20 protein-coding genes are annotated in these 19,557 nt (G+C 51.5%); 10 read left to right on the top strand and 10 right to left on the bottom strand.

What is annotated here, in order from left to right:
* The first annotated feature begins 12 nt into the window (after window positions 1-12).
* The 7 genes from AC07W0_RS15670 (at window position 13) to AC07W0_RS15640 (ending at window position 7,719) form a co-directional block, all read left to right on the top strand.
* On the top strand, window positions 13-1,680 hold the full coding sequence (locus AC07W0_RS15670) for a TnsD family Tn7-like transposition protein (protein WP_082136168.1): 1,668 nt from the start codon (window positions 13-15) through the stop codon (window positions 1,678-1,680).
* Between the two features lie 382 nt (window positions 1,681-2,062).
* On the top strand, window positions 2,063-3,694 hold the full coding sequence (locus AC07W0_RS15665; RefSeq protein ID WP_232591053.1) for a TnsD family Tn7-like transposition protein: 1,632 nt from the start codon (window positions 2,063-2,065) through the stop codon (window positions 3,692-3,694).
* 187 nt (window positions 3,695-3,881) lie between these two features.
* Complete coding sequence (locus AC07W0_RS15660) at window positions 3,882-4,214, top strand: DUF2790 domain-containing protein (RefSeq protein ID WP_034101776.1); 333 nt, start codon at window positions 3,882-3,884, stop codon at window positions 4,212-4,214.
* Window positions 4,215-4,431: 217 nt separating this feature from the next.
* Window positions 4,432-5,757 (top strand): OprD family porin, encoded by a 1,326-nt coding sequence (locus AC07W0_RS15655; protein ID WP_010565095.1) that lies wholly within the window; start codon window positions 4,432-4,434, stop codon window positions 5,755-5,757.
* A 484-nt stretch (window positions 5,758-6,241) separates the two neighbouring features.
* Window positions 6,242-6,517: a metal/formaldehyde-sensitive transcriptional repressor gene (locus AC07W0_RS15650; protein ID WP_010565096.1), complete on the top strand. Its 276-nt coding sequence runs from the start codon at window positions 6,242-6,244 to the stop codon at window positions 6,515-6,517.
* An 11-nt stretch (window positions 6,518-6,528) separates the two neighbouring features.
* Window positions 6,529-7,500, top strand: coding sequence for a CDF family Co(II)/Ni(II) efflux transporter DmeF (gene dmeF, locus AC07W0_RS15645; protein ID WP_010565097.1), 972 nt, complete (start codon window positions 6,529-6,531; stop codon window positions 7,498-7,500).
* A gap of 36 nt (window positions 7,501-7,536) precedes the next feature.
* Window positions 7,537-7,719 carry a DUF1289 domain-containing protein gene (locus AC07W0_RS15640; protein WP_010565098.1) on the top strand — a complete coding sequence of 61 codons (183 nt, stop codon included), beginning with the start codon at window positions 7,537-7,539 and terminating at the stop codon, window positions 7,717-7,719.
* 333 nt (window positions 7,720-8,052) lie between these two features.
* Here AC07W0_RS15640 and AC07W0_RS15635 read toward each other — a convergent pair whose 3' ends face one another.
* The 5 genes from AC07W0_RS15635 to AC07W0_RS15615 all read right to left on the bottom strand — a co-directional run bounded on the left by AC07W0_RS15635 (window position 8,053) and on the right by AC07W0_RS15615 (window position 12,284).
* Complete coding sequence (locus tag AC07W0_RS15635; protein ID WP_010565099.1) at window positions 8,053-8,520, bottom strand: DUF411 domain-containing protein; 468 nt, start codon at window positions 8,518-8,520, stop codon at window positions 8,053-8,055.
* Window positions 8,521-8,649: 129 nt separating this feature from the next.
* Complete coding sequence (locus tag AC07W0_RS15630; RefSeq protein WP_017848904.1) at window positions 8,650-9,714, bottom strand: copper resistance protein B; 1,065 nt, start codon at window positions 9,712-9,714, stop codon at window positions 8,650-8,652.
* Complete coding sequence (locus AC07W0_RS15625; protein WP_130926104.1) at window positions 9,686-9,934, bottom strand: hypothetical protein; 249 nt, start codon at window positions 9,932-9,934, stop codon at window positions 9,686-9,688. The genes AC07W0_RS15630 and AC07W0_RS15625 overlap by 29 nt, the downstream gene beginning before the upstream one ends.
* A gap of 12 nt (window positions 9,935-9,946) precedes the next feature.
* Window positions 9,947-11,899, bottom strand: a complete 1,953-nt coding sequence (locus tag AC07W0_RS15620) for a copper resistance system multicopper oxidase (RefSeq protein ID WP_016963499.1) — start codon at window positions 11,897-11,899, stop codon at window positions 9,947-9,949.
* Between the two features lie 178 nt (window positions 11,900-12,077).
* Entirely contained in the window at window positions 12,078-12,284 is a 207-nt protein-coding gene (locus AC07W0_RS15615; protein ID WP_010565102.1) for a co-regulatory protein PtrA N-terminal domain-containing protein, read from the bottom strand.
* Between the two features lie 399 nt (window positions 12,285-12,683).
* Here AC07W0_RS15615 and flgB point away from each other — a divergent pair, with 399 nt between their 5' ends.
* Window positions 12,684-13,097: a flagellar basal body rod protein FlgB gene (gene flgB, locus AC07W0_RS15610; protein ID WP_010565103.1), complete on the top strand. Its 414-nt coding sequence runs from the start codon at window positions 12,684-12,686 to the stop codon at window positions 13,095-13,097.
* 30 nt (window positions 13,098-13,127) lie between these two features.
* On the opposite strand, the gene AC07W0_RS15605 is transcribed toward flgB, so the two are convergent.
* From AC07W0_RS15605 to AC07W0_RS15585, 5 genes are all read right to left on the bottom strand, one after another.
* Window positions 13,128-13,328 (bottom strand): heavy-metal-associated domain-containing protein, encoded by a 201-nt coding sequence (locus AC07W0_RS15605; RefSeq protein WP_010565104.1) that lies wholly within the window; start codon window positions 13,326-13,328, stop codon window positions 13,128-13,130.
* A gap of 112 nt (window positions 13,329-13,440) precedes the next feature.
* Complete coding sequence (locus AC07W0_RS15600; RefSeq protein ID WP_080943238.1) at window positions 13,441-15,798, bottom strand: heavy metal translocating P-type ATPase; 2,358 nt, start codon at window positions 15,796-15,798, stop codon at window positions 13,441-13,443.
* 2 nt (window positions 15,799-15,800) lie between these two features.
* Window positions 15,801-16,046 carry a DUF2933 domain-containing protein gene (locus AC07W0_RS15595; RefSeq protein WP_026140267.1) on the bottom strand — a complete coding sequence of 82 codons (246 nt, stop codon included), beginning with the start codon at window positions 16,044-16,046 and terminating at the stop codon, window positions 15,801-15,803.
* A 93-nt stretch (window positions 16,047-16,139) separates the two neighbouring features.
* Window positions 16,140-16,676: a cupredoxin domain-containing protein gene (locus tag AC07W0_RS15590; RefSeq protein ID WP_010565107.1), complete on the bottom strand. Its 537-nt coding sequence runs from the start codon at window positions 16,674-16,676 to the stop codon at window positions 16,140-16,142.
* 166 nt (window positions 16,677-16,842) lie between these two features.
* Window positions 16,843-17,196, bottom strand: coding sequence for a co-regulatory protein PtrA N-terminal domain-containing protein (locus AC07W0_RS15585; protein ID WP_010565108.1), 354 nt, complete (start codon window positions 17,194-17,196; stop codon window positions 16,843-16,845).
* Between the two features lie 205 nt (window positions 17,197-17,401).
* Here AC07W0_RS15585 and AC07W0_RS15580 point away from each other — a divergent pair, with 205 nt between their 5' ends.
* Window positions 17,402-18,091, top strand: a complete 690-nt coding sequence (locus tag AC07W0_RS15580; protein ID WP_010565109.1) for a heavy metal response regulator transcription factor — start codon at window positions 17,402-17,404, stop codon at window positions 18,089-18,091.
* Window positions 18,088-19,476, top strand: a complete 1,389-nt coding sequence (gene copS, locus AC07W0_RS15575) for a copper resistance membrane spanning protein CopS (RefSeq protein WP_010565110.1) — start codon at window positions 18,088-18,090, stop codon at window positions 19,474-19,476. The genes AC07W0_RS15580 and copS overlap by 4 nt, the downstream gene beginning before the upstream one ends.
* The last annotated feature ends 81 nt before the right edge of the window (window positions 19,477-19,557 follow it).

The following is a 19,557-nucleotide window of genomic DNA, read 5'->3' as shown; positions in this document are numbered from 1 at the left end:
GAGGGTGGTGAAGTGCACCTTAAACTCCATTTCTTCCCTGCCGCGTTTCCCGACGAGACGCTGCACAGCGTGATTTCTCGCTATGCCCGTCTTTGTGGTGTTCGTAATTGCCAAGCAGCATTTGCCGGACTGAAATCGGCGGCAGCATTTTCGCAAAATGTGGCATTCCCGAGTCACTTAGGGGATTTTGTCGATGCACTACCCAGCGGTACCGAGCTATCGGTAGCCGAGGTCCTCATGCGCCACACATTATTACCCTACTATGCGCCGTTTTTGAGGATGAGCCAGGTTGAACACGCTCGGACGCTGATGACCGCTGATGGGAAAGGTTTGATGTTAAAGCTGGGCGTCAACGCGAGCCGTATTGGATTCGCCTCCCGAGTGCGGTTATGCCCAGAATGTATCGCCCAAGATCAGGCTCAACGGGGAGTTGCTTACTGGCACAGGGTACACATGCTTCCAGGCGTGCTGGTATGTCCGCATCACGGCACGTCACTCAGGATTCTTGATCCTCGCTGGTCCAGCCGCAGCTCTCGACAACTTAATCTGCCGAGTGATGAGAATGTGCAAGCACACACGGTACTTCTCGACACCCCGTTGCGGTGTATGCCGCCGCTTCACGAAATAGCGTTGCGTTCGCTTCAGGTCATAGAGTCTGAAGTCAATGCTTTGTCGGCGGAGGCGGTGCGCTACACGCTTTTACAAAGGGCGACGCAGCTCAACCTTGCCTCTGATAACCATCGCTTGCACCTGCACATGCTGGCGCAGCACATGGCCGATTTTTTTGCCGCACTCCCGCGTGAATGGGAATTTTCTATACTCGGAGATGTTCGTGCAGGTACACCCGCCTCATGGGTCACGAAGCTGCTTCGTACGCCTATAACCTCCCACCATCCGCTCAAATACATTTTATTGGCCGGTGCTCTGGGCATTGAAATGGTGAGCTTGCTGCATGGTCAATGCCCAGTGAAACAGGCGGTGGCATGTGATCCGAAAGCTCACATTCGGCTTCTCGCGCGCCTTTCTCCGGTGATGCCTAGTAAAGGCCTGGACTGTTCGTCAGCCGCTGTGTGGAAACATGCTCTTGAAGGAGCTGATGCCAAAAAGATCGCTGCCGTTCTAGGCGTTTCATCAGCGTATGTCTATCGTCACATCCGAAATGTACCCGGTGGGCAAGATGCTTGGAGGGAGGCACGATTTCACATTGAGCTATGCGCAAGACGCGCGGCTTTCGAGGCTGATTATCGATGTTACAAAGCACATGCATGCAGGGGGTATGCATGGCTGTATCGTCACGATATACAGTGGCTTTCGGAGTCAACTGCAAACCCAAGCCCACATCGTACGCCTCGTCTAAATAGCACCGAAATGTTCGCTGCCCTCGATGCGAGACTGGCCGGCGAAGTCCGTCAGTGTGCCGATACGCTTTATGCTCTCGCGGGTAAGCCTGTCCGCATTTCGCGTACCAGGATTGGTCGGGAGCTTCATGTTCTTTCTCGCTTCGAAAAGCAGCTCTGCAAGCTTCCTCTCTGTGCAGCAATGCTCGAAAAAGTATGTGAACCAATCGAAGGCTTTCACGATAGGCGTCTGCGATGGGCTAGACGCCAATTGTTCTCGGAGGGCAAGCCTATATCACGTTCTTCGCTCTACAGGGTCGCGAGCATTCGGCCCCCGCTGTAATCCAGCCGGGCATTCCCTCTATCTAAAAAAAGTTCTAAATCAATTCACCGTGAACACATTGTTTTTCTGTTAATGAAAATTTACACCCACCAGAATAGCGCCGGCATACGCTGGATGATCACAATCATCATCTAAAACGTATTAACCCGCGATCACCCGAAATAGTTTTGCAATCGCCATTGGCTGACCTACACGGGTTATCGATACGTGTTCTGTATTTCAAGCAGTACGGGCGCGGCGGGGTTTAGATGAATTTACTACGATTCAAAGTTGAGCGGCTGTGTAATTTCCAAATCCAGACCGGATACAGAATTTTACGGGTTGCATATATACTGCCCCCGGATGCACGTTCTCTTCGACCCCTACCTTTAATTGGTAAATGATGTCTGATCTATTATTTTTTCCCGTGTCGATGCCGGATGAAATGCTGCACTCTCGTGTCACCCGCTATCACTATCTGTCAGGCAATAGAACCGCGGCAGAAACCTACCGCGATTTGTTCGCATCGAAACCCTTTTGCATTGGTGGCATCGTACCCAAGCAGATCGAGAGGCTCGCGCACAGGCTGCCGGGGCAATCGGAGAGCAATCTCGCAGAGCTGATCAGTAGCAATACTACTTTTCCTGCTTACCGGCCGTTTCTTGGGGTTAAGCAGGGGCCGGAGAACAACGAAGGACCGCTGGGTTATGACGGGGTGGTACGGGTGCCCCGCAGAGAAGAGTCCACCCATGGCAAGGCTAAGCTTTGTCCTACCTGCGTTCAGGAAGATTTGATTGAGCGGGGTTCTGCCTACTGGCATCGATCTCACCAGATACCCGGTGTTGCCGTCTGTTGGCGTCATGGCGACGCATTGATCCATGCCTGCCCCGAGTGCTCTCGCCCGTTCTACCGTAAATTGAAACTGCTTCCCAATCTGACTGAGCCATGCGCATGCGGCTGGAGCCCGTTAAACAGCGCAGCAATACACAAGGGTTCAAAGATGGAACAGAAAGTCGCTCTGTTCGCACACGATATCTTGCAACGCAATATTCCTCCGATAGGCAGCACGGTATTGAGTTCGTGCTACGTCCGCCAATGCAAGAAGCGCGGATTCATTTTCGGAAAAAATGCGGGCATTGCGAAACTATTCGACAGCATCCAAAGCGCTTACGGCGATGAACTTTTGGCGCAGATTGATCCAGCCTACAACAACGGAAAGCATGAGCAATGGATCCGGCTCAAATCAGATAAAGGTCAGCTAAATATGCCGCTCGCGCGGCATTTGATCATTGCTCTTCATTTGTTTTCCAGTGCAGATAACTTTGAAGAGGCTCTGAAGAATGAGTCTATCCTGCTGAGTGCCTCTGTTTCTACGCGAGTTCCCAAAGGCGAACAATCGCTTCCTAACCAAAAAACTAGATATCGCCAAAAAATTGAGTTGCTTTTAGCGCTGCGTACCGACGCCGATGTCGAGTACCTCTGGAAGAAGGCGTACAAACCTACGCAATGGATTCTAGAAAATGATAACGCATGGTTAATGGCAAAACTCCATGCACCTAAAAAACCTACAGTTACGGTCGAAAAGTCCGTCGACTCAAGAGACGGCGCCTATGCAGCCCTTATCGAAGCGGGCGTAGATGAGCTGTATAAAGTTACGAAAGATCCGAAGAGAGTGAACATTCGGAATTTGCAATCGCTACTCCCAGGTTCGTTACCTCATGAGCTGGATCTACGCAAGCAGAGGTTCCCCCTTACTTATCAACAGATCAAGATTCATCAGGAGTCAGTATGGCATTTCCGTCTAAGAACTTTGGTGTGGACTGTCTCTGAACTCATCAGGATGAAGCTCCCCGTGAATTACTCGACGGTAAGATTGACCTCAGCGGTATCAAGCAAGGTTTTCCTGGTTTTTTCCAGTTTCTTCGAGTGGGATCTGGAAAGCCTGGCCAGAACAGGGGTCGACGCAGAGGCCTTGCTCAGATCTACCGGCGTATCAAGGGATTGGGAGGGACCACCGGTTTCAATAAGCTTTTGAGGGCATCTGTGTTCCGTTAGCTTCTGCCAACCTTTGGTGATAACAAAAATGCCATCTGGCTTGAAAGCGTAAACGCGGAGTAGGGTCCACCTTTCACATTAGTAACCTTCGCGGCAGCTTTCTGAAAGCTTTCACTTGTTACTCTTTAACTCAGAAAATTGAGCTTTAGGAGAAAATCATGAAAGCAATGACAGCAATGAAAGCGTTTTGCGCCGCTTCGATTTTGACCTTATCTTCATTAGCCATGGCTGAAGGAGGCGGTGACCGTGTGTATGGTCGGATGATGCAAGAGAACCAACAGGCAATGGAGCAGTACGCCTTAGAAAACGGAAAGGCGATACCTGAAGTTGTTCATTATGAATATGGAATGAACCTTGATGTCCAGAAGGTAATCAGTACCACTCAGGCCAATAAAACCTGCGGCGTAGCCCCTTCGCGCATGACTTATGAAGATTCGGCGGGCAAGATCAACACCTTGGAGTACATGGTCATGGGCACAAACTGCCCGCACGGAAGCTAGTAGAGATAAGCGATGTCTGCACCAGACTACTCGATATATTTTTAGGCATGCTTACTGTTCGCTGACATAGAAGTAATTTTCAGGTCACGCTGGAGTTATCTATTGTATGAAATTATGTCTGCCGGCGCGTAGAGGAAACCCTCACGTGCCGGTGGCTTTTATAATGATAAAAATATTTCACAAAGAAACTCTGCCAAGCTAAAGCCTGGAGTGTTAAATGAACAATAAAAGCTTTTACAGTCTTTCTCTCATTGCCCTTGGCATGAGCATGGGGCAAGTTGCAGTGGGCGTTGAACAAAAGCCTGAAGGGTTCATTGAGGGGAGCACCTTTAGTATTCTCAATCGAAATCTTTATTTCAATCGAGATTATCGAAAAGGCCAGTCAAGTCCTACGGGCAATGGCTACTCAGCAGAGTGGGCTCATGGCATTATCGGTCGTTTTGAGTCTGGTTTTACACAAGGCGCCGTCGGGTTCGGCATCGATGCGTTTGCAATGGAAGGCCTCAAGCTTGACTCAGGCGATGGTCGCTCGGGAGCTCGAAGTTCAGTCGATGTCTTGCCGCACAACAGTAAAGGCCAACCTGAAGACTCCTATTCAAAAGTAGGCGGCGCCGCAAAGGTCCGTTTCCTGGATACAGTCGTCAAGGTAGGGGATGTCTTTCCGTCGACTCCTGTCGTGGCGTATGGGGATTCCCGACTCCTCCCGGAAAGTTTCCGTGGTGCAACGTTTACCAACACCAGCATCAAAGACCTGACCCTTCAGGGTGGTCGGCTGCATGCGATGAGCCAACCCAACTCCAGTGGCATGCGTGATGGCTTTTCGACTTTCTACGCCGGGGCGGTTGATGCTCCGTGGATTGCTTATCTAGGGGGCGATTACACCGTCAATGAGCACGTAGGTGTAAGTCTTTACACCAGCCAATTCAAGGATGTTTGGAACCAGTATTACGCGGGCACCACATTGAGCTATCCACTCTCAGACAGCGTATCGCTGATCGGTGGCTTTAATTATTACCGAGCCGTTGATGAGGGAAAAAAACTTCTGGGGAGCTTCGATAACAACATCTGGAGCGGCAAGACCGGGGTCAAATTCGGAGCTCATACGGTGACCGTCGGGTATCAGCGTAACAATGGCAACGACGACTTTGACTACCTACGTCAATCAGATTCGATTTTCTTGGATAACTCTATTCAGTACAGCGACTTCAACTCCCCGAAAGAGCAATCTTTGCAGCTACGCTATGATCTAGATATGCAGGCTTTCGGCATCCCCGGTCTTAGCTTCATGACTCGTTACGCGAAGGGTTGGGACGCGGACTATTCCAACGCGAACAGCGTGTACATGCGTCGCGGAGCGGATGGTGCCCCATTACAGGACCAAAAGCGTTGGGAGCGAGACATTGAGGCTAAGTACGTCATCCAGTCAGGTTCTCTGAAGGATATGTCTTTGCGTGTTCGCCAGGCAACGACACGAGCCACCGATTTCGAATCTGATTTGGACGAGGTCCGACTGATTGTCGAATATCCACTGCAACTCCTTTAACGGGCGCTAGCCCTCGGCATCAGGTGTCCGATTACCAGATACACCCCGTCTCTTTGTTTCTCCTTTGGTTTTGGAGACGGCTTAGGCGCCCTAGTGGCGCCTTTTTTTGTGGACTGTCGTTACAGTTTATTTGTCTTAGCCGTCGTTCCAGTGTTCGCACTATGGGGCCAACTACTGTACTGAGTCGCTTTTGCGGAAGATGACGTCTTGCTTGAGAGGCCTCATAGCCTATCCCTGAGTTGTACGGGGTTCTGCGCGATCCAAGGCTAGGGCATTCAGATAATCCTACAGACACCCGCCATCTAAGCGTGACTGAGGGGCGTATCTGCTCCTCGACTTTATTGGTTTTGCCCAGCAAAACGATATTGTTTCGATTGCAGATTTTATTGCAGCAACGCTGCCGGTCGGAAGGCTTCCACGGCACGCTTGTATGGTTCGTTGGAGCATGTGATGATGCACTCAATATAGGCAGGGGGGGTATGGTATGGGTCATTTGAGATCAAGCAAAGACAATCTTCTTAAACGCGTGAAGCGCATCGCTGGGCAGATCCAGGCGATTGAGCGAGCACTCGACTCTGATGATGACTGCTCCAAAACCTTGCTTTTGGTCGCTTCGACCCGTGGCGCTATTAATGGGCTGATGGATGAAATCATCGAAGATCACGCTCGTGAACACGTCGCGAATCCCACACTCAGCAACGAAGAAAGAGCGAAAGGCGTCGATGAGCTTCTCGAAGCCATTCGCCGCTATTCCAAATAGGATTTACCCAAATGAGTAATGCGTACATCGACTTTTCCCACGACCATATGTTCCTTGGGAAATCACATGAAGAAAACGCAAAGCGAACCTTGTGGGTAGTGGCTCTGACCGTCGTAATGATGGTTGCTGAAATCACTGCCGGTTATCTCACTGGCTCAATGGCATTGCTGGCAGATGGTTTTCACATGGCAACGCACGCCGGAGCACTTGGCATAGCCGCAGCTGCTTACGGTTACGCAAAAAGACATGCCTCAAGTGCGCGCTACAGTTTTGGAACTGGCAAGGTGGGAGACCTGGGTGGCTTCGCCTCTGCTCTGATTTTGGGACTGGTCTCCTTGGGAATTGCCGGAGAGTCGCTATTTCGTCTCTTTCAACCGACTCAAGTGCAATTCGGAACAGCGACTTTTATCGCAATTGTAGGATTAGCAGTGAATGTGGTGAGCGCGCTTTTGCTGTCTGGTGGTCATGATCATCACCATGGGCATGACCACGGCCACGATGAATCTCACCATGCGCATGGTCACGACAATAATTTGCGCTCTGCTTACGTTCACGTCATTGCAGATGCACTGACTTCGGTTCTGGCCATCGCAGCACTGCTTGCTGGTCGATACCTTGGCTGGGTATGGCTCGATCCTGCAATGGGGATTGTGGGTGCAGTTGTCATTGCGCGCTGGGCTTGGTCGTTGATGCGGGTGACTGCGGGTGTATTGCTCGATCAGACAGATGATCATGTCGCTGAAGAGATTCGTGAACTGGTTGAGCAACCGGGAGATGCTTCGATCATTGATCTTCATGTCTGGCAGGTGGGGCCGCAAGCCCGCGCTGCGATTGTGAGTGTTCTGGGCAGCCCAGCAGTGAATGCGGAAAACATACGAGAACGGCTTGCAACGGTTCATGAGATCACTCATTTGACAGTTGAGTACCGCACGAAGTTGGTCGCTGATTCACCCGATCAGCTCGCCGTGCTTGCTTCGCAATGAACCCGTAGCACGTAGAGTTCGACGAGAAATTGAACAATGGCCAAGGACATCGAAAATCCCTGTATCTCTGTTTGCCAGCTGAACAGCGAACTGTGCGTCAGCTGCGGTCGCACCAAGGAAGACATCAAAAAATGGAAACGAATGAAGCGTCCAGAAAAAATGGCCTCTGTACAACGGGCGACCCTGCGCCTGAAAAGCCTGCAAAAAAAGAACTCTTAAACCACCGTCATTTACATTTTCAACTTTTTCAGCCGAGACAGATGTCCTGGTTTGGGAGGGCAAGCTGAGGGGCAACGCCATTTCCAAACCGATCACTATCGCGGTCAGCAATCTGCTGCGCAGTGCGTGTCACGGCGTCATCACCAATTACTTGAACTCATCTAAAATTGTTATTGAGGACAGCGGTGCGGGGTTATCCGATGTGGTTTAAGTGCGCCTGTACAACTGTTGCTGATCGTCCTTGGCGAATTGTTTGAGAATAATGTCGACAGAGCAAGTCCCACTGCATGGCCATGAACGGTGACCATGCTGTAACGGGATGGATCGGGGGGGTTAGTTTTCGGGGTATTCAGCAATGACCTGATCTGTGCCAGCTTTGTTCCGGCCGATGATCTGGTAAGCCTCATGCACTCCGTCGACTTCCATTCCTGGAGAACCTGCTGGCATACCAGGGGCGGCGATTCCGAGAAGGTCGTCACGTTTGCTCATCGCAATTATTTGCTCGGCAGGCACGTGACCTTCAACAAACTTTCCGTTGATCATCGCAGTGTGGCAAGACGAGAGTCGTGGAGCGACCCCCAGATCTTGTTTGACAGCACTCATGTTGGTCTCTACATGATCTATGACGGTGAAGCCATTGGCCTCAAGATGCTGAATCCACTTCTTACAGCATCCGCAGTTAGCATCTCGGTGAACATCGATGGCCAACGCCTGTGCTGCTTGAGCGGTTGAACCGATGAACAGTGCGGCGAACGTTGCGATACGCAGAAATCGACTTGAGAGTCGGAAGCTACCTGTCATGGATATTTCCTTTTCCCTTGGCGGCGGCGAGATGAATGCCGCTGCAAAGGTTTGGTTGAAGGTATTATATTTGAGTCGGGGAGCCGCCCCCCTGTTATTCAAAAATCGTAGGGCTTTTGCTCAAACCACTCAGAACCACATCCGAATACCGGCTACAAATCGAGCCTCGTTGGTCTTTTCCCCTTCATCGCTGGCCAGGTCGGCGGTCTTGCCGTAGGAGCGATTCCAGGTAACCCCGACATAAGGGGCAAATTGGCGAACAATCTCGTAACGCAACCGGAACCCTACTTCGGTGTTGGCCAATCCAGATCCTATGCCGCGCTGGGGATCATTTTTTCCATACATGTTTACTTCGACTGTCGGCTGTAAGATCAGGCGATTTGTCAGCAGGATGTCGTAATCGCCTTCAAATCGAGCAGCGGTTTGACCGTTTTCACCGATATAGGCAGTCGCTTCAGCTTCAAAGTTATAGAGGGCCATGCCCTGAATACCGAGCGCTCCCCATGTTTGAGGCGACCCGGGTTTGAAGTCTTGCCGAACGCCCGTGACGACATCCCACCATGGACCGATGGCGTGCCCCCAGAGTGCTTGGAGTTCGGCGTTTTCCGTCACGCCATTGGTACGTTCACCTTCCGAACGCAGCCACAGGCGATCAACGTCACCGCCGATCCACCCTTTGGCATCCCAGGCCAACGCACTCCCGTTGTCAGCGTCTTGGTACTCAAACTTATCCAGAAGGATGAACGAGTTGATTTTTTTGTCGTGTACACCATGACCTGCCACATCTGGAAAGGCGGCTGCACGGTCAGCGTCGGTAAGTACGGGGACAGGGGTTCGGCTTGTGGTCGTAGCCCCTCCAGCCATGCTTTCCATACCGTCCATTTGCCCGTCGTCCATGCTCATCTTGCTGTGATCCATGGCCCCCATCTTGTTATGGTCCATAGTTCCCATTGAGCCGTGGTCCATCTTGGAGTGATCCATTGCGCCATCTTTTGCTTTGGCTGGTTTGGATTTCTGCGCAGTTGAAGGCTTCGCGTTCGCACTTGATGGCATCGCCATCGACGGATCCATCTCCTCAGCAGCTTGGGCCATGAAGAAAAATGCAGGACTGGTAGAGACTGCAAGTGCCATCAACGTTGGGCGTAAAAATTTACTGGTCATGATCTCAATCTGCCTTTTTGGTTTTTTGGTCATGATCCATCGACTCATGGCTCATCTTGCTATTGTCCATTGCCCCGTGATCTAGCTTCGAATCGTTCGCCGTCATTGCTGGCTTGTCCGTTGCTGTAGCAGGAACATTGGTTGAATGATCGCTGCCATTTTCTTGTGCCAGCACCATGGGCGGGAGTCCACCCAGCAGGCCAACGGCAAAGAGGCAACCCACCAGGGAATTACGATTAAGGTATGTGCTCACAGATCGTCTCCTTTACTCATCAACCCGTACTTCACGGAACATGCCCATTTCCATATGGAAAAGCAGGTGGCAGTGATAGGCCCAACGGCCTAAGGCATCAGCGGTAACTCGATAGCTGCGTTTGGTACCTGGCGGCATATCGATCGTGTGCTTGCGCACCATGAACTTGCCGTTCTCATCCTCGAGGTCACTCCACATGCCGTGAAGGTGGATGGGGTGGGTCATCATGGTGTCGTTCACCAAGGTGATGCGCAGACGCTCACCGTACTTCAGGCGAAGCGGCTCGGCGTCAGAGAATTTTATGCCGTTAAACGACCACGAAAACTTCTCCATGTGACCGGTCAAATGAAGCTCGATGGTACGATTTGGCTCGCGGCCGTCAGGGTCTTGGAAAGTGCTTTTCAAGTCGGAGTAAGTGAGCACTCGACGACCATTATTCCGCAAGCCTATTCCAGGATCGTTTAGTTTTGGCGTTGGATTCATGGCTTGCATGTCAACCAGGGGGTTGTTGGTTTCGGAGGCAGGGTGTGTCTGCATTTCTCCACCCATACCGCCCATGCCAGCCATCCCTGACATATCACCACTACCCATTCCAGCCATCTTGCTGTGGTCCATCCCGGCCATGCTGGACATGTCGCCTTTGTCCATGCCCGCCATCTTGCTGTGATCCATACCCGCCATGTTAGTCATGTCACCGCTGTCCATGCCGGTCATCCCGGTCATGTCGCTTTGGTCCATACCGGTCATCTTGCTGTGGTCCATGCCAGCCATGCCCGACATTTCACCTGACTTCTTCTCGGCGCCGCCCATACCGGCCATGCTGCCATGGTCCATACCAGCCATACCGCCCATCCCCATGTCATCCATAGTGACGATTGGACGTGGATCTATAGCAGGTACCTGAGCAACTAGCCCTTCACGAAGTGCGAGGGTTCCGCGTGCATAACCCGTCCGATCCATAGACTGGGCGAAGATGGTGTAAGCCTCTTCACTGGCAGGCTCTACGATCACGTCATACGTTTCAGCTACGGCGATGCGGAATTCGTCAACGCTCACTGGGTTCACGTGTTGGCCGTCGGCGGCCACAACGGTCATTTTCAAACCAGGAATGCGGACGTCGAAATAGCTCATCGCCGAGCCGTTGATAAAGCGTAGGCGTAGCTTCTCACCCGGCTTGAAAATACCGGTCCAGTTACCGTTGGGCGCCTGGCCATTCATGAGATAGGTGTAAGTATCTGCGCTGACGTCTCCAAGGTCGGTTGGGCTCATGTTCATTTCAGCCCACATCTTCCTGTCAGCTACTGTTGCTGACCAACCTTGCTTACTGACATCGTCGATGAAATCACCAACAGTGCGTTTATGGTGGTTGTAGTAGCCCGACTGTTTCTTAAGCTTGGCCATGACACGACTAGGATCTTCATCGGTCCAGTCAGTCAACATCACCACATAGTCGCGGTTGTATTGAAAAGGTTCAGGCTCTTTCGAGTCGATAACGATTGGTCCGTAAACCCCTGCCTGCTCCTGTAAGCCCGAGTGGCTGTGGTACCAGTACGTACCATTCTGATGAACCTTGAACTTGTACTCGTACATGCCGTCGGGTGCAATGCCATGGAAACTCAAGCCAGGTACACCGTCCATATTGGCCGGCAGGATGATCCCGTGCCAATGGATTGAGGTGTCTTGGTCCAGGCGGTTTTTTACACGCAGAGTGACCGTCTCTCCTTCGCGCCAACGCAGCAAAGGTCCTGGCAATGATCCATTGATAGTCATGGCTGTTCGCGGCGAGCCGGTTATGTTTACCGGGGTTTCACCAATAAACAGATCAAATTCATTGCCGGTGAGTACGCTCGGCAGACCAGGACTTGTCACCGCCCATACAGGAGTGCGCCAAAGGCCAAAGCCGCCGAGAATGCCACCAGCGGCCAAGCCTTTTACGAATGTCCGTCTAGAGGTTTTGGAATGCATGCCGTTTATTTCCAATCAGTCAAAAGGGAAGCCGTGCGAAACAACCGATCATGAGTTGCCCGGATCAGCTTTGCCCACCGTCACAAAAGACAAACTCTTACGGCAAGCGAGTTCAGAAATTGCCACATTTAAACCACCGCAGTGATTACATTTCTGTCAGCTTGGAGGGCCCAGCTATTTAGCAATTCTTGTGGTCCATCGCCTTGGCTTTGCTTTCAGCGACAGGAGGTTGGGCATTTTGCGTTTGAGCCACTCGGTACGATTCCATCGAATTATTCCTGGCCACTTCCATGCGTGCGAAAGTCCGGTCACCACCGCCTTCAGCCATAGCCAAAGAAGAAACGGTCAGAGCAGCGATGACGAACAAGGTTTTGATAGGATTCATTTGGGGTTCCTCGGATGAGTATTGATGCCCCCTGAATCCACATCAATCGTTGACTCTAAGAGGTGAGCTTGAGGCTCAATAGGACTATAAGACTCATCCCCTGACAGGAAGCTTAGGCCAATATTACAGTTGTGTCAGGTTGCGATATTTCTCTTGAGATACAGAGTGAATAGTCCGTAAGGTCTAAGCCATCCAGCGTCACATAACCGCCATTTACTCTTTAAAACTTACCTGTGCGGTTGTGTAATCTTCCGGTCACTTTCGCGGAGGTTTGACGTTTTTTCGTTCGCACTTGAATTGTATCTCGACTCGGATGCACTACGTTAAGCACTTGAGTGTTCGATATAGGTGGGAATGCTAAATGGCAGCGTAACTTAGCGTAACTAAAGGTGGCCACCGGTGAGTATTAATTTTGAAAAAGCGCTTGGCTCCGCAGAAAGAGCATTACTTTTTCGCAGCCAACGAGCTGAGGTGCTTAGCAATAATATCGCTAATGTCGACACTCCTAACTTTAAGGCCAGAGATTTGGACTTTTCCGCTGTCCTGGCTAGCCAGACAAAAGGAGGTTTTGCTACTCCGTTCTCTTTGAAAACAACAAACCCAAAACATATTGCCGTAAACGAATTAGCAAGTGATATTCACAGCGGCGCTTTGCTTTACAGCACGCCGAACCAACCTTCCATTGATCAAAATACTGTGGATCAACAGGTCGAGGTGGCAAAATATACGGAAAATTCGATTCATTTCGAAACTGCTTTTACTCGATTGAATGGAGCATTTAAGGGGCTACTTAAAGCTCTACGAGGTGACTAATAAACCTCACCCAGCGAGGGAATCAGCGCCTCAGGCGCTGATTTGGGAAGGGAAACCGAGTGCTTCCACAGTTTTACGGACCTGCTCTGGGGGTTCGCTGCTTTCAACGGTTACCTTACCTGCCGCGCGATCCACGGAAACCGTAGCCTTGCTGTCCAGTGACTGAATTGCTTTGGTGATTTTGCTGACGCAGCTACCGCAACCAATGCCTGATACGTTTAAGACGAACATGGTTATTCCTCTTGTGCTGAGCGGTCTCTTTTCACCGCAACACCAGCATCAACGTTGACACAATGGCAAGGTCAAGGGTTATGTATTAACGGGCTGCGAGCATCGGTTACGCTCAATCTATTCGGGTATTCCTCAGTCTCAAAGCATTGAAAACTACAGATGCAGAACTGACGCTCATGGCTAACGCAGCGATCATTGGCGACAGAAGGTGCCCCGTCAGTGGGTAGAGCAGGCCTGCGGCGAGGGGGATACCCATTGAGTTGTAAAGGAAGGCGAACCCCAAGTTTTGCCGCATGTTTTTCACCGTTGCAACCGAAAGTGCCCGTGCTCGTAAAATCCCCATCAGGTCGCCTTTTACCAGCGTGAGCTGCGCGCTATTCATCGCGACGTCAGTCCCTGTACCCATGGCAATGCCCACGTCTGCTCGCGCCAAGGCCGGTGCGTCGTTGATACCGTCGCCGGCCATGGCAACCTTTCGACCGGATTGCTGGAGGTCCGCCACCAGGCGCTCCTTGTCCTGAGGTTTCACTTCACCATGAACCTCTTCAATACCCATCTCCCTGGCGACAGCACGTGCGGTGGTGAGCCCGTCTCCGGTGGCCATGATGATTTTTACGTTATCAGCCTTAAGCTTGGTGACTGCTTCTTTAGAGGTCGGTTTTATCGGGTCTGAGACCGCCAGTAATCCTGCCAAGACCCCGTCAACTGCTAGATAGATGATGCTGATGCCTTCAAGGCGCAACAACTCTGCACGGTCTTGTAAGACCTTAGTGCTCACGCCGGCAGCTTCCATCAGTGCAGTGTTGCCCAGCTGTACTTTCTTACCATCAACGAGGCCACTGACTCCAATCCCTGACCCGGACTCAAACGATTCAGGCTTGGTGAGCGCAACATTTTCAGTTCGGGCGTGATCGACGATGGCATGAGCCAAAGGGTGTTCGCTGCCTTGATCAAGGCTAGCGGCCAGTTGAAGAACATCGTGTGGGTTGAAATCTGGTGTGGCCTCCACACTGTGAAATACCGGCCGTCCCTCTGTCAGGGTCCCAGTTTTATCGACAATCAGTGTGTCGATCTTGCAAAGGTTTTCGATGGCTCTGGCATCCCTGAACAGCACACCCATACTGGCGGCTTTACCCGTCGAAACCATGATCGACATGGGCGTTGCGAGACCCAGTGCACAGGGGCAAGCGATGATAAGTACGGCGACAGCGTTGATCAGGCCGAAGACCCAGCTGGGTTCTGGGCCGAATAGCCCCCAGCCTAAGAGTGTCAGCAACGCAATCGCGATAACCCCCATCACAAAGTAGCCGGCAATCGAGTCGGCCATTCGTTGCATTGGCGCTTTGGAGCGTTGGGCTAGAGCGACCATTTGTACTATCTGCGACAGCATGGTGTCGGCGCCGACCTTTTGCGCCTCCATCACCAAGCTCCCATGAGTATTAAGCGTGGCGCCGATCAAACTATCCCCTGCTCTTTTCATTACCGGCACAGGTTCACCAGTGAGCATGGATTCATCCACCGCACTTTCTCCCTCGAGTACGGAGCCATCAACTGGCACCTTTTCACCAGGTCTGACCCGCAAATGGTCTCCCAAGTGAACATGGGTAAGAGGAATGTCTTCCTCCTGACCATCGGCGTTGATCTTGCGTGCAGTCTTGGGAGACAGGCCTAGAAGGGACTTAATGGCGGCGGAGGTTTGTGAACGTGCTTTGAGCTCAAGAATCTGCCCAAGCAAGGTGAGCGAGATGATGACCGCAGCGGCTTCGAAGTAGACGCCGATGCGTCCATCTTGCATGAAGGTGGTGGGAAAACTTTGGGGAAATAGGGTTGCCGCGACGCTGTAAAGATAGGCTGCGGCAGTCCCCAGCCCAATCAGAGTCCACATGTTTGGACTGCGATTTCTAACAGATGCTATGGCCCTTACAAAAAAGGGCCAACCTGCCCATAAGGTGACCGGCGTCGCCAGAGCGAACTCGATCCAGTTTTGAACCGAGCCGTGGAAGAATTGTAATGAATGACCCGCCATGGCTAGAAGGGTCACTATCACGGTTAAAGGCAGCGACCACCAAAAGCGGCGAGCGAAATCCCGGAGCTCGGTTTTGTCATCGTCATCTAGCGCGGGCATGACCGGTTCTAATGTCATGCCACATTTAGGGCAATTGCCGGGCCCTGGCTGTCTTATTTCCGGGTGCATAGGACAGGTAAATTCAGTGGCTACTTGTAGCACAGGCTCTGTAGCGGAGATGCTGGGTTCAGTGCTGGGATGATTACCACTGTAGTGGTCTGGATCTGCCCGAAATTTCTCTTGGCATTTCTGGCTGCAAAATTGATACATCTGTCCCTGATAAGACTCGCCAAATTTACTTGGAGGCGTAACCGCCATACCGCACACCGGGTCACGTAGATCACCGTCAGGGGGCGAGGCAGCGTGGGCGGGACCGTGATCGTGATGGCTCGGTGTAGTGGGCATAGCTATTTTTCGTCCTTGTTGGTTGCTGCCTGATCGCCATGATCATGTCCGCCATGTCCATGCCCAAAAAAATGCATCAATGGACAGATCAACAGAATGAGATAGGGCAAATACGGATAAACGTGGCTGAAATGTTCCCGCACCACGTAGAAGGCACCGATCGCGATGAGCATGATCAGTACAACGCCTGTTTTGCGCCTCCAAAATGGAGGGGTGGTGCTTCCAAACGGATGCTGATGGTTATTCATGATCTAGACCCCAGTGTGAGCGAGTTGCTCTGATCTCTGCCTCAGAGCGTAGTCAACTCTCGCGTCGACGCGGTTTTAGCTGTCAGCTCAGGCTTACTTCAAGTCAAATTGACCGACCATCCCCGACTGGTAATGACCTGGCACGTTGCAGGCAAATTGAAGTCCGGCGCTGTTGTTGAAGGTCCAGATCAACTCCTTGGTTGCTCCTGGCTCGACCAGCACGCTGTTCGGGTCGTTATGTTCCATTCCGACCATCTTCATCCCTCCCATGCTGTGGCCCATGTTGCCCGTCATCTTCCCAGCACCGATGGGTGTAAGCGTTCCATTCTGGAACATGCTCGCCATTTCTTTTTGGTGCGCCGCATGAGCAGCGGCCTGACCGATATTGAACTCGTGCAGCAGCGCCCCTTTGTTGTGAAGTACAAAGCGAACTGTTTCACCGGGCTTTACGTCGATGTTTTTAGTTTTGAAGAAAATATCACCCATCTCCACATCAACCGTGCGAGTAACCTCAGAGGCGACTCCAGGCTGGCCAATATCCTCTTTCCCATGACCTGCGCTGGCCATCGCTGTAGCACCGAAGAGTAGGGTGATTGCCGCAATAACTGGGGTAATAAGCTTATTTTTCATGGTGACCTCGTGGGTTAAGAGCGAATCACTGGCTATGCTAAAGGGGCGGAGCTGCCACTTAACTGACCTGAACACTACATTTCTGTAAGTTTTCAAAAGAAAACGCGGCGCCCGAATGACGCCGTGTTTAGAGGACCGGTTCAAAAAACCAATGAGACCTGGTTGGTCACTGATGGTTTTCAGAAAGCATCAGTTTGTGCTCGCGCTGCATTTGGCTCAAAACGTCATCAACCATAGCATCGTGTTTTTCCATCCAGGCGAGGTGCTGCTGAGGTGACATTGATGCGTTTGGGTGATCTTGATGGAGCTGGCTCATGATTTCGCCCAGCATTTTCATATGCTCGGCCATGTGTACATGGCGCTGTCCTTCAGGGGCTTTTTCAGCTTGTACCAAGGTTGCTTCTGCTTTGTCGCGCAGGCTCTCCATACGCTCCGCGATCCGGTCTGCGCCACCTTCAGCCAACGCAGAAGCCGAGACGAGTATCGAGCTCACAAAGAAAAGGACTTTTAGGCGATTCATAGGACAGCTCCTTATGGATTTATTTTCCGGCTCCCTTAGGTTTCATGCTGAAGAGTCGGTCGAGCACCAAGAAGTACTCATGTTTGAACCCTAGACAGCGCTCGCTGACAACTACCTGAAGCCAATATTACTTTTCTGTCAGTTGCTGGTTGGCAGAAGCATTTCGTTGCAGACTCAGCCTCACAATTATTTGAGAGCCACCCCCATGAGACTTCTGGTTGCGGAAGACGAACCCAAAATAGGTATCTATTTGCAGCAAGGACTCACTGAGGCGGGGTTCAATGTTGATCGCTTTACCAATGGCCAAGACGCGCTTCAGCACGCTTTGAGCGAGGCGTATGACCTGCTGATTCTCGATGTGATGATGCCTGGGCTGGACGGATGGGAAGTACTTCAGAAGGTGCGAGCATCCGGAAAAAATGTCCCCGTGCTTTTTCTCACGGCGCGAGACCGCGTTGAGGATCGCGTCAAAGGACTTGAGCTGGGGGCAGACGATTACCTTATAAAACCCTTCGCATTTTCTGAATTGCTGGCCCGCGTCAGAACGCTGCTGCGAAGAGGGAGCACAGCCCCCTCCCAAACCCACATGAAATTGGCGGATCTTGAGGTTGACCTGCTCAAGCGCAGGGTTGTCCGTGGAGGCAAACGTATAGATCTCACAGCCAAAGAGTTTGCGTTACTCGAATTGCTGCTCCGTCGTCGAGGCGAGGTTCTCCCCAAGTCACTTATTGCTTCCCAAGTTTGGGATATGAACTTCGACAGCGATACCAACGTCATCGAGGTCGCGGTCAGGAGGCTCAGAGCGAAGATTGATGATGATTTTGAGGTCAAGCTGATCCACACCTCTCGGGGGATGGGTTACATGTTGGACGCACCGGACTCGGGGTCGGAATGAAGCGAATGTCACTGACTACCCGCATGAGCCTGATGTTCATGCTTGCTGTAACAGCTGTGCTCACCGTCGCCGGACTCAGTTTTAACAACCTTAGCCGGCATCACTTCAAGATGCTGGATCAGCAGGCGCTGAACGAAAAGCTTCACTCGACGCAAAGAATTTTGACTGGGTTGAATAGCATTGATCAGTTCAGTGATGTTAAGCCCGAGCTGGAGGCGCTGCTTGGTGCTCATCGTGATTTGACAGCACTTATCATCGATGGTGACGGCAAGCTCCTGTTTGCTGATCCTGGTCCGATCGTAGTGCCGGAAGACTACCGAACAATCACAAACAGCAATGTCTGGGAGTGGCGAGATGAGGAGCAGGTATTTCGAGGAGTGACGGCACAAGCCATTGTGACAGGGCAAGACAAGCCATTGACCGTGATGTTGATCTTTGATGTTACTCAACATATGGCTTTCTTCGAGACGCTTGAACGCTGGTTTTGGATAGGGCTGGTGATCAGCGCGCTGGTCAGTGCTGCACTGGGCTGGATGGTCGCGAGTAGTGGCCTACGGCCTATCCGCCTAGTTACTCAGGTCGCGGCTTCAATGTCAGCTAAATCACTCAAAGAGCGTATTCCGTTAGGTCCCGTTCCTAAAGAGCTCCAGCAGATGGTGTTGTCGTTCAACGCAATGTTATCCAGATTGGACGATGCGTTTGTTCGTTTATCGAACTTCTCTGCGGACATTGCTCACGAATTACGAACGCCGGTCAGTAATTTGATGACTCACACTGAAGTGGTTTTATCTAGAAAAAGGAATATTGAGGACTACGAAGATAATCTGTACTCAAATCTTGATGATTTAAAACGTATGGGCCGGATGATTGATGACATGCTTTTTCTGGCGAAATCAGACAACGGTCTGATTACACATGAAAACAAACCGATAGACCTGGTAGCGGTAGTAGAGAAATTACTCGAATACTACCGCTTGCTTGCTGATGAGCGAGGGATCGACCTCAAAGTCACAGGGAGGGGGAGCGTCCGAGGTGACGTCCTTATGCTCGACAGGGCCATCTCTAATCTGCTCTCAAATGCACTCCGGTACACCCCCGAAGGGGAGTGTATTAGTGTCGATATCCGGCAGAAAGGAACTTCAATATCGGTCTCCGTGGAGAACCCTGGAAAGCCAATCGCGCCTGAGCATCTTGAAAAGTTGTTCGATCGTTTTTATCGCGTGGACCCGGCTCGCAGAGAAGGGAGCCCAAGCAATGCAGGGCTAGGTTTGTCGATCACTCGATCAATCATAGAAGCGCATGACGGCAAGATTTGGTGTACGTCATCAAGCGGAAAAACAGCCTTTCATATTGAACTCCCTTGTGCGGATGAAAAAAAGGCGTAAGGCCCGTTGCTCATATATATATAGCAGCATGTGGTTAGCTCAAAGGGAACGTTCGTGGATGACGGAAACCTCTTGGCGCGT

Source organism: Pseudomonas sp. GW704-F2 (assembly GCF_059423025.1).
The sequence above is the reverse complement of the archived record's forward strand: the minus strand, read 5'-3'. Positions and strand labels throughout refer to the sequence as shown.

Coding starts and splice junctions, on each gene's coding strand:
- AC07W0_RS15585 (WP_010565108.1), bottom strand. CDS start 17,196: ATGAATCGCCTAAAAGTCCTTTTCTTTGTGAGCTCGATACTCGTCTCG.
- AC07W0_RS15615 (WP_010565102.1), bottom strand. CDS start 12,284: ATGAATCCTATCAAAACCTTGTTCGTCATCGCTGCTCTGACCGTTTCT.
- AC07W0_RS15590 (WP_010565107.1), bottom strand. CDS start 16,676: ATGAAAAATAAGCTTATTACCCCAGTTATTGCGGCAATCACCCTACTC.
- AC07W0_RS15660 (WP_034101776.1), top strand. CDS start 3,882: ATGACAGCAATGAAAGCGTTTTGCGCCGCTTCGATTTTGACCTTATCT.
- AC07W0_RS15655 (WP_010565095.1), top strand. CDS start 4,432: ATGAACAATAAAAGCTTTTACAGTCTTTCTCTCATTGCCCTTGGCATG.
- AC07W0_RS15635 (WP_010565099.1), bottom strand. CDS start 8,520: ATGACAGGTAGCTTCCGACTCTCAAGTCGATTTCTGCGTATCGCAACG.
- AC07W0_RS15595 (WP_026140267.1), bottom strand. CDS start 16,046: ATGAATAACCATCAGCATCCGTTTGGAAGCACCACCCCTCCATTTTGG.
- AC07W0_RS15630 (WP_017848904.1), bottom strand. CDS start 9,714: ATGACCAAAAAACCAAAAAGGCAGATTGAGATCATGACCAGTAAATTT.
- AC07W0_RS15620 (WP_016963499.1), bottom strand. CDS start 11,899: ATGCATTCCAAAACCTCTAGACGGACATTCGTAAAAGGCTTGGCCGCT.
- copS (WP_010565110.1), top strand. CDS start 18,088: ATGAAGCGAATGTCACTGACTACCCGCATGAGCCTGATGTTCATGCTT.
- AC07W0_RS15650 (WP_010565096.1), top strand. CDS start 6,242: ATGGGTCATTTGAGATCAAGCAAAGACAATCTTCTTAAACGCGTGAAG.
- AC07W0_RS15580 (WP_010565109.1), top strand. CDS start 17,402: ATGAGACTTCTGGTTGCGGAAGACGAACCCAAAATAGGTATCTATTTG.
- AC07W0_RS15600 (WP_080943238.1), bottom strand. CDS start 15,798: ATGCCCACTACACCGAGCCATCACGATCACGGTCCCGCCCACGCTGCC.
- dmeF (WP_010565097.1), top strand. CDS start 6,529: ATGAGTAATGCGTACATCGACTTTTCCCACGACCATATGTTCCTTGGG.
- AC07W0_RS15605 (WP_010565104.1), bottom strand. CDS start 13,328: ATGTTCGTCTTAAACGTATCAGGCATTGGTTGCGGTAGCTGCGTCAGC.
- AC07W0_RS15640 (WP_010565098.1), top strand. CDS start 7,537: ATGGCCAAGGACATCGAAAATCCCTGTATCTCTGTTTGCCAGCTGAAC.
- AC07W0_RS15665 (WP_232591053.1), top strand. CDS start 2,063: ATGTCTGATCTATTATTTTTTCCCGTGTCGATGCCGGATGAAATGCTG.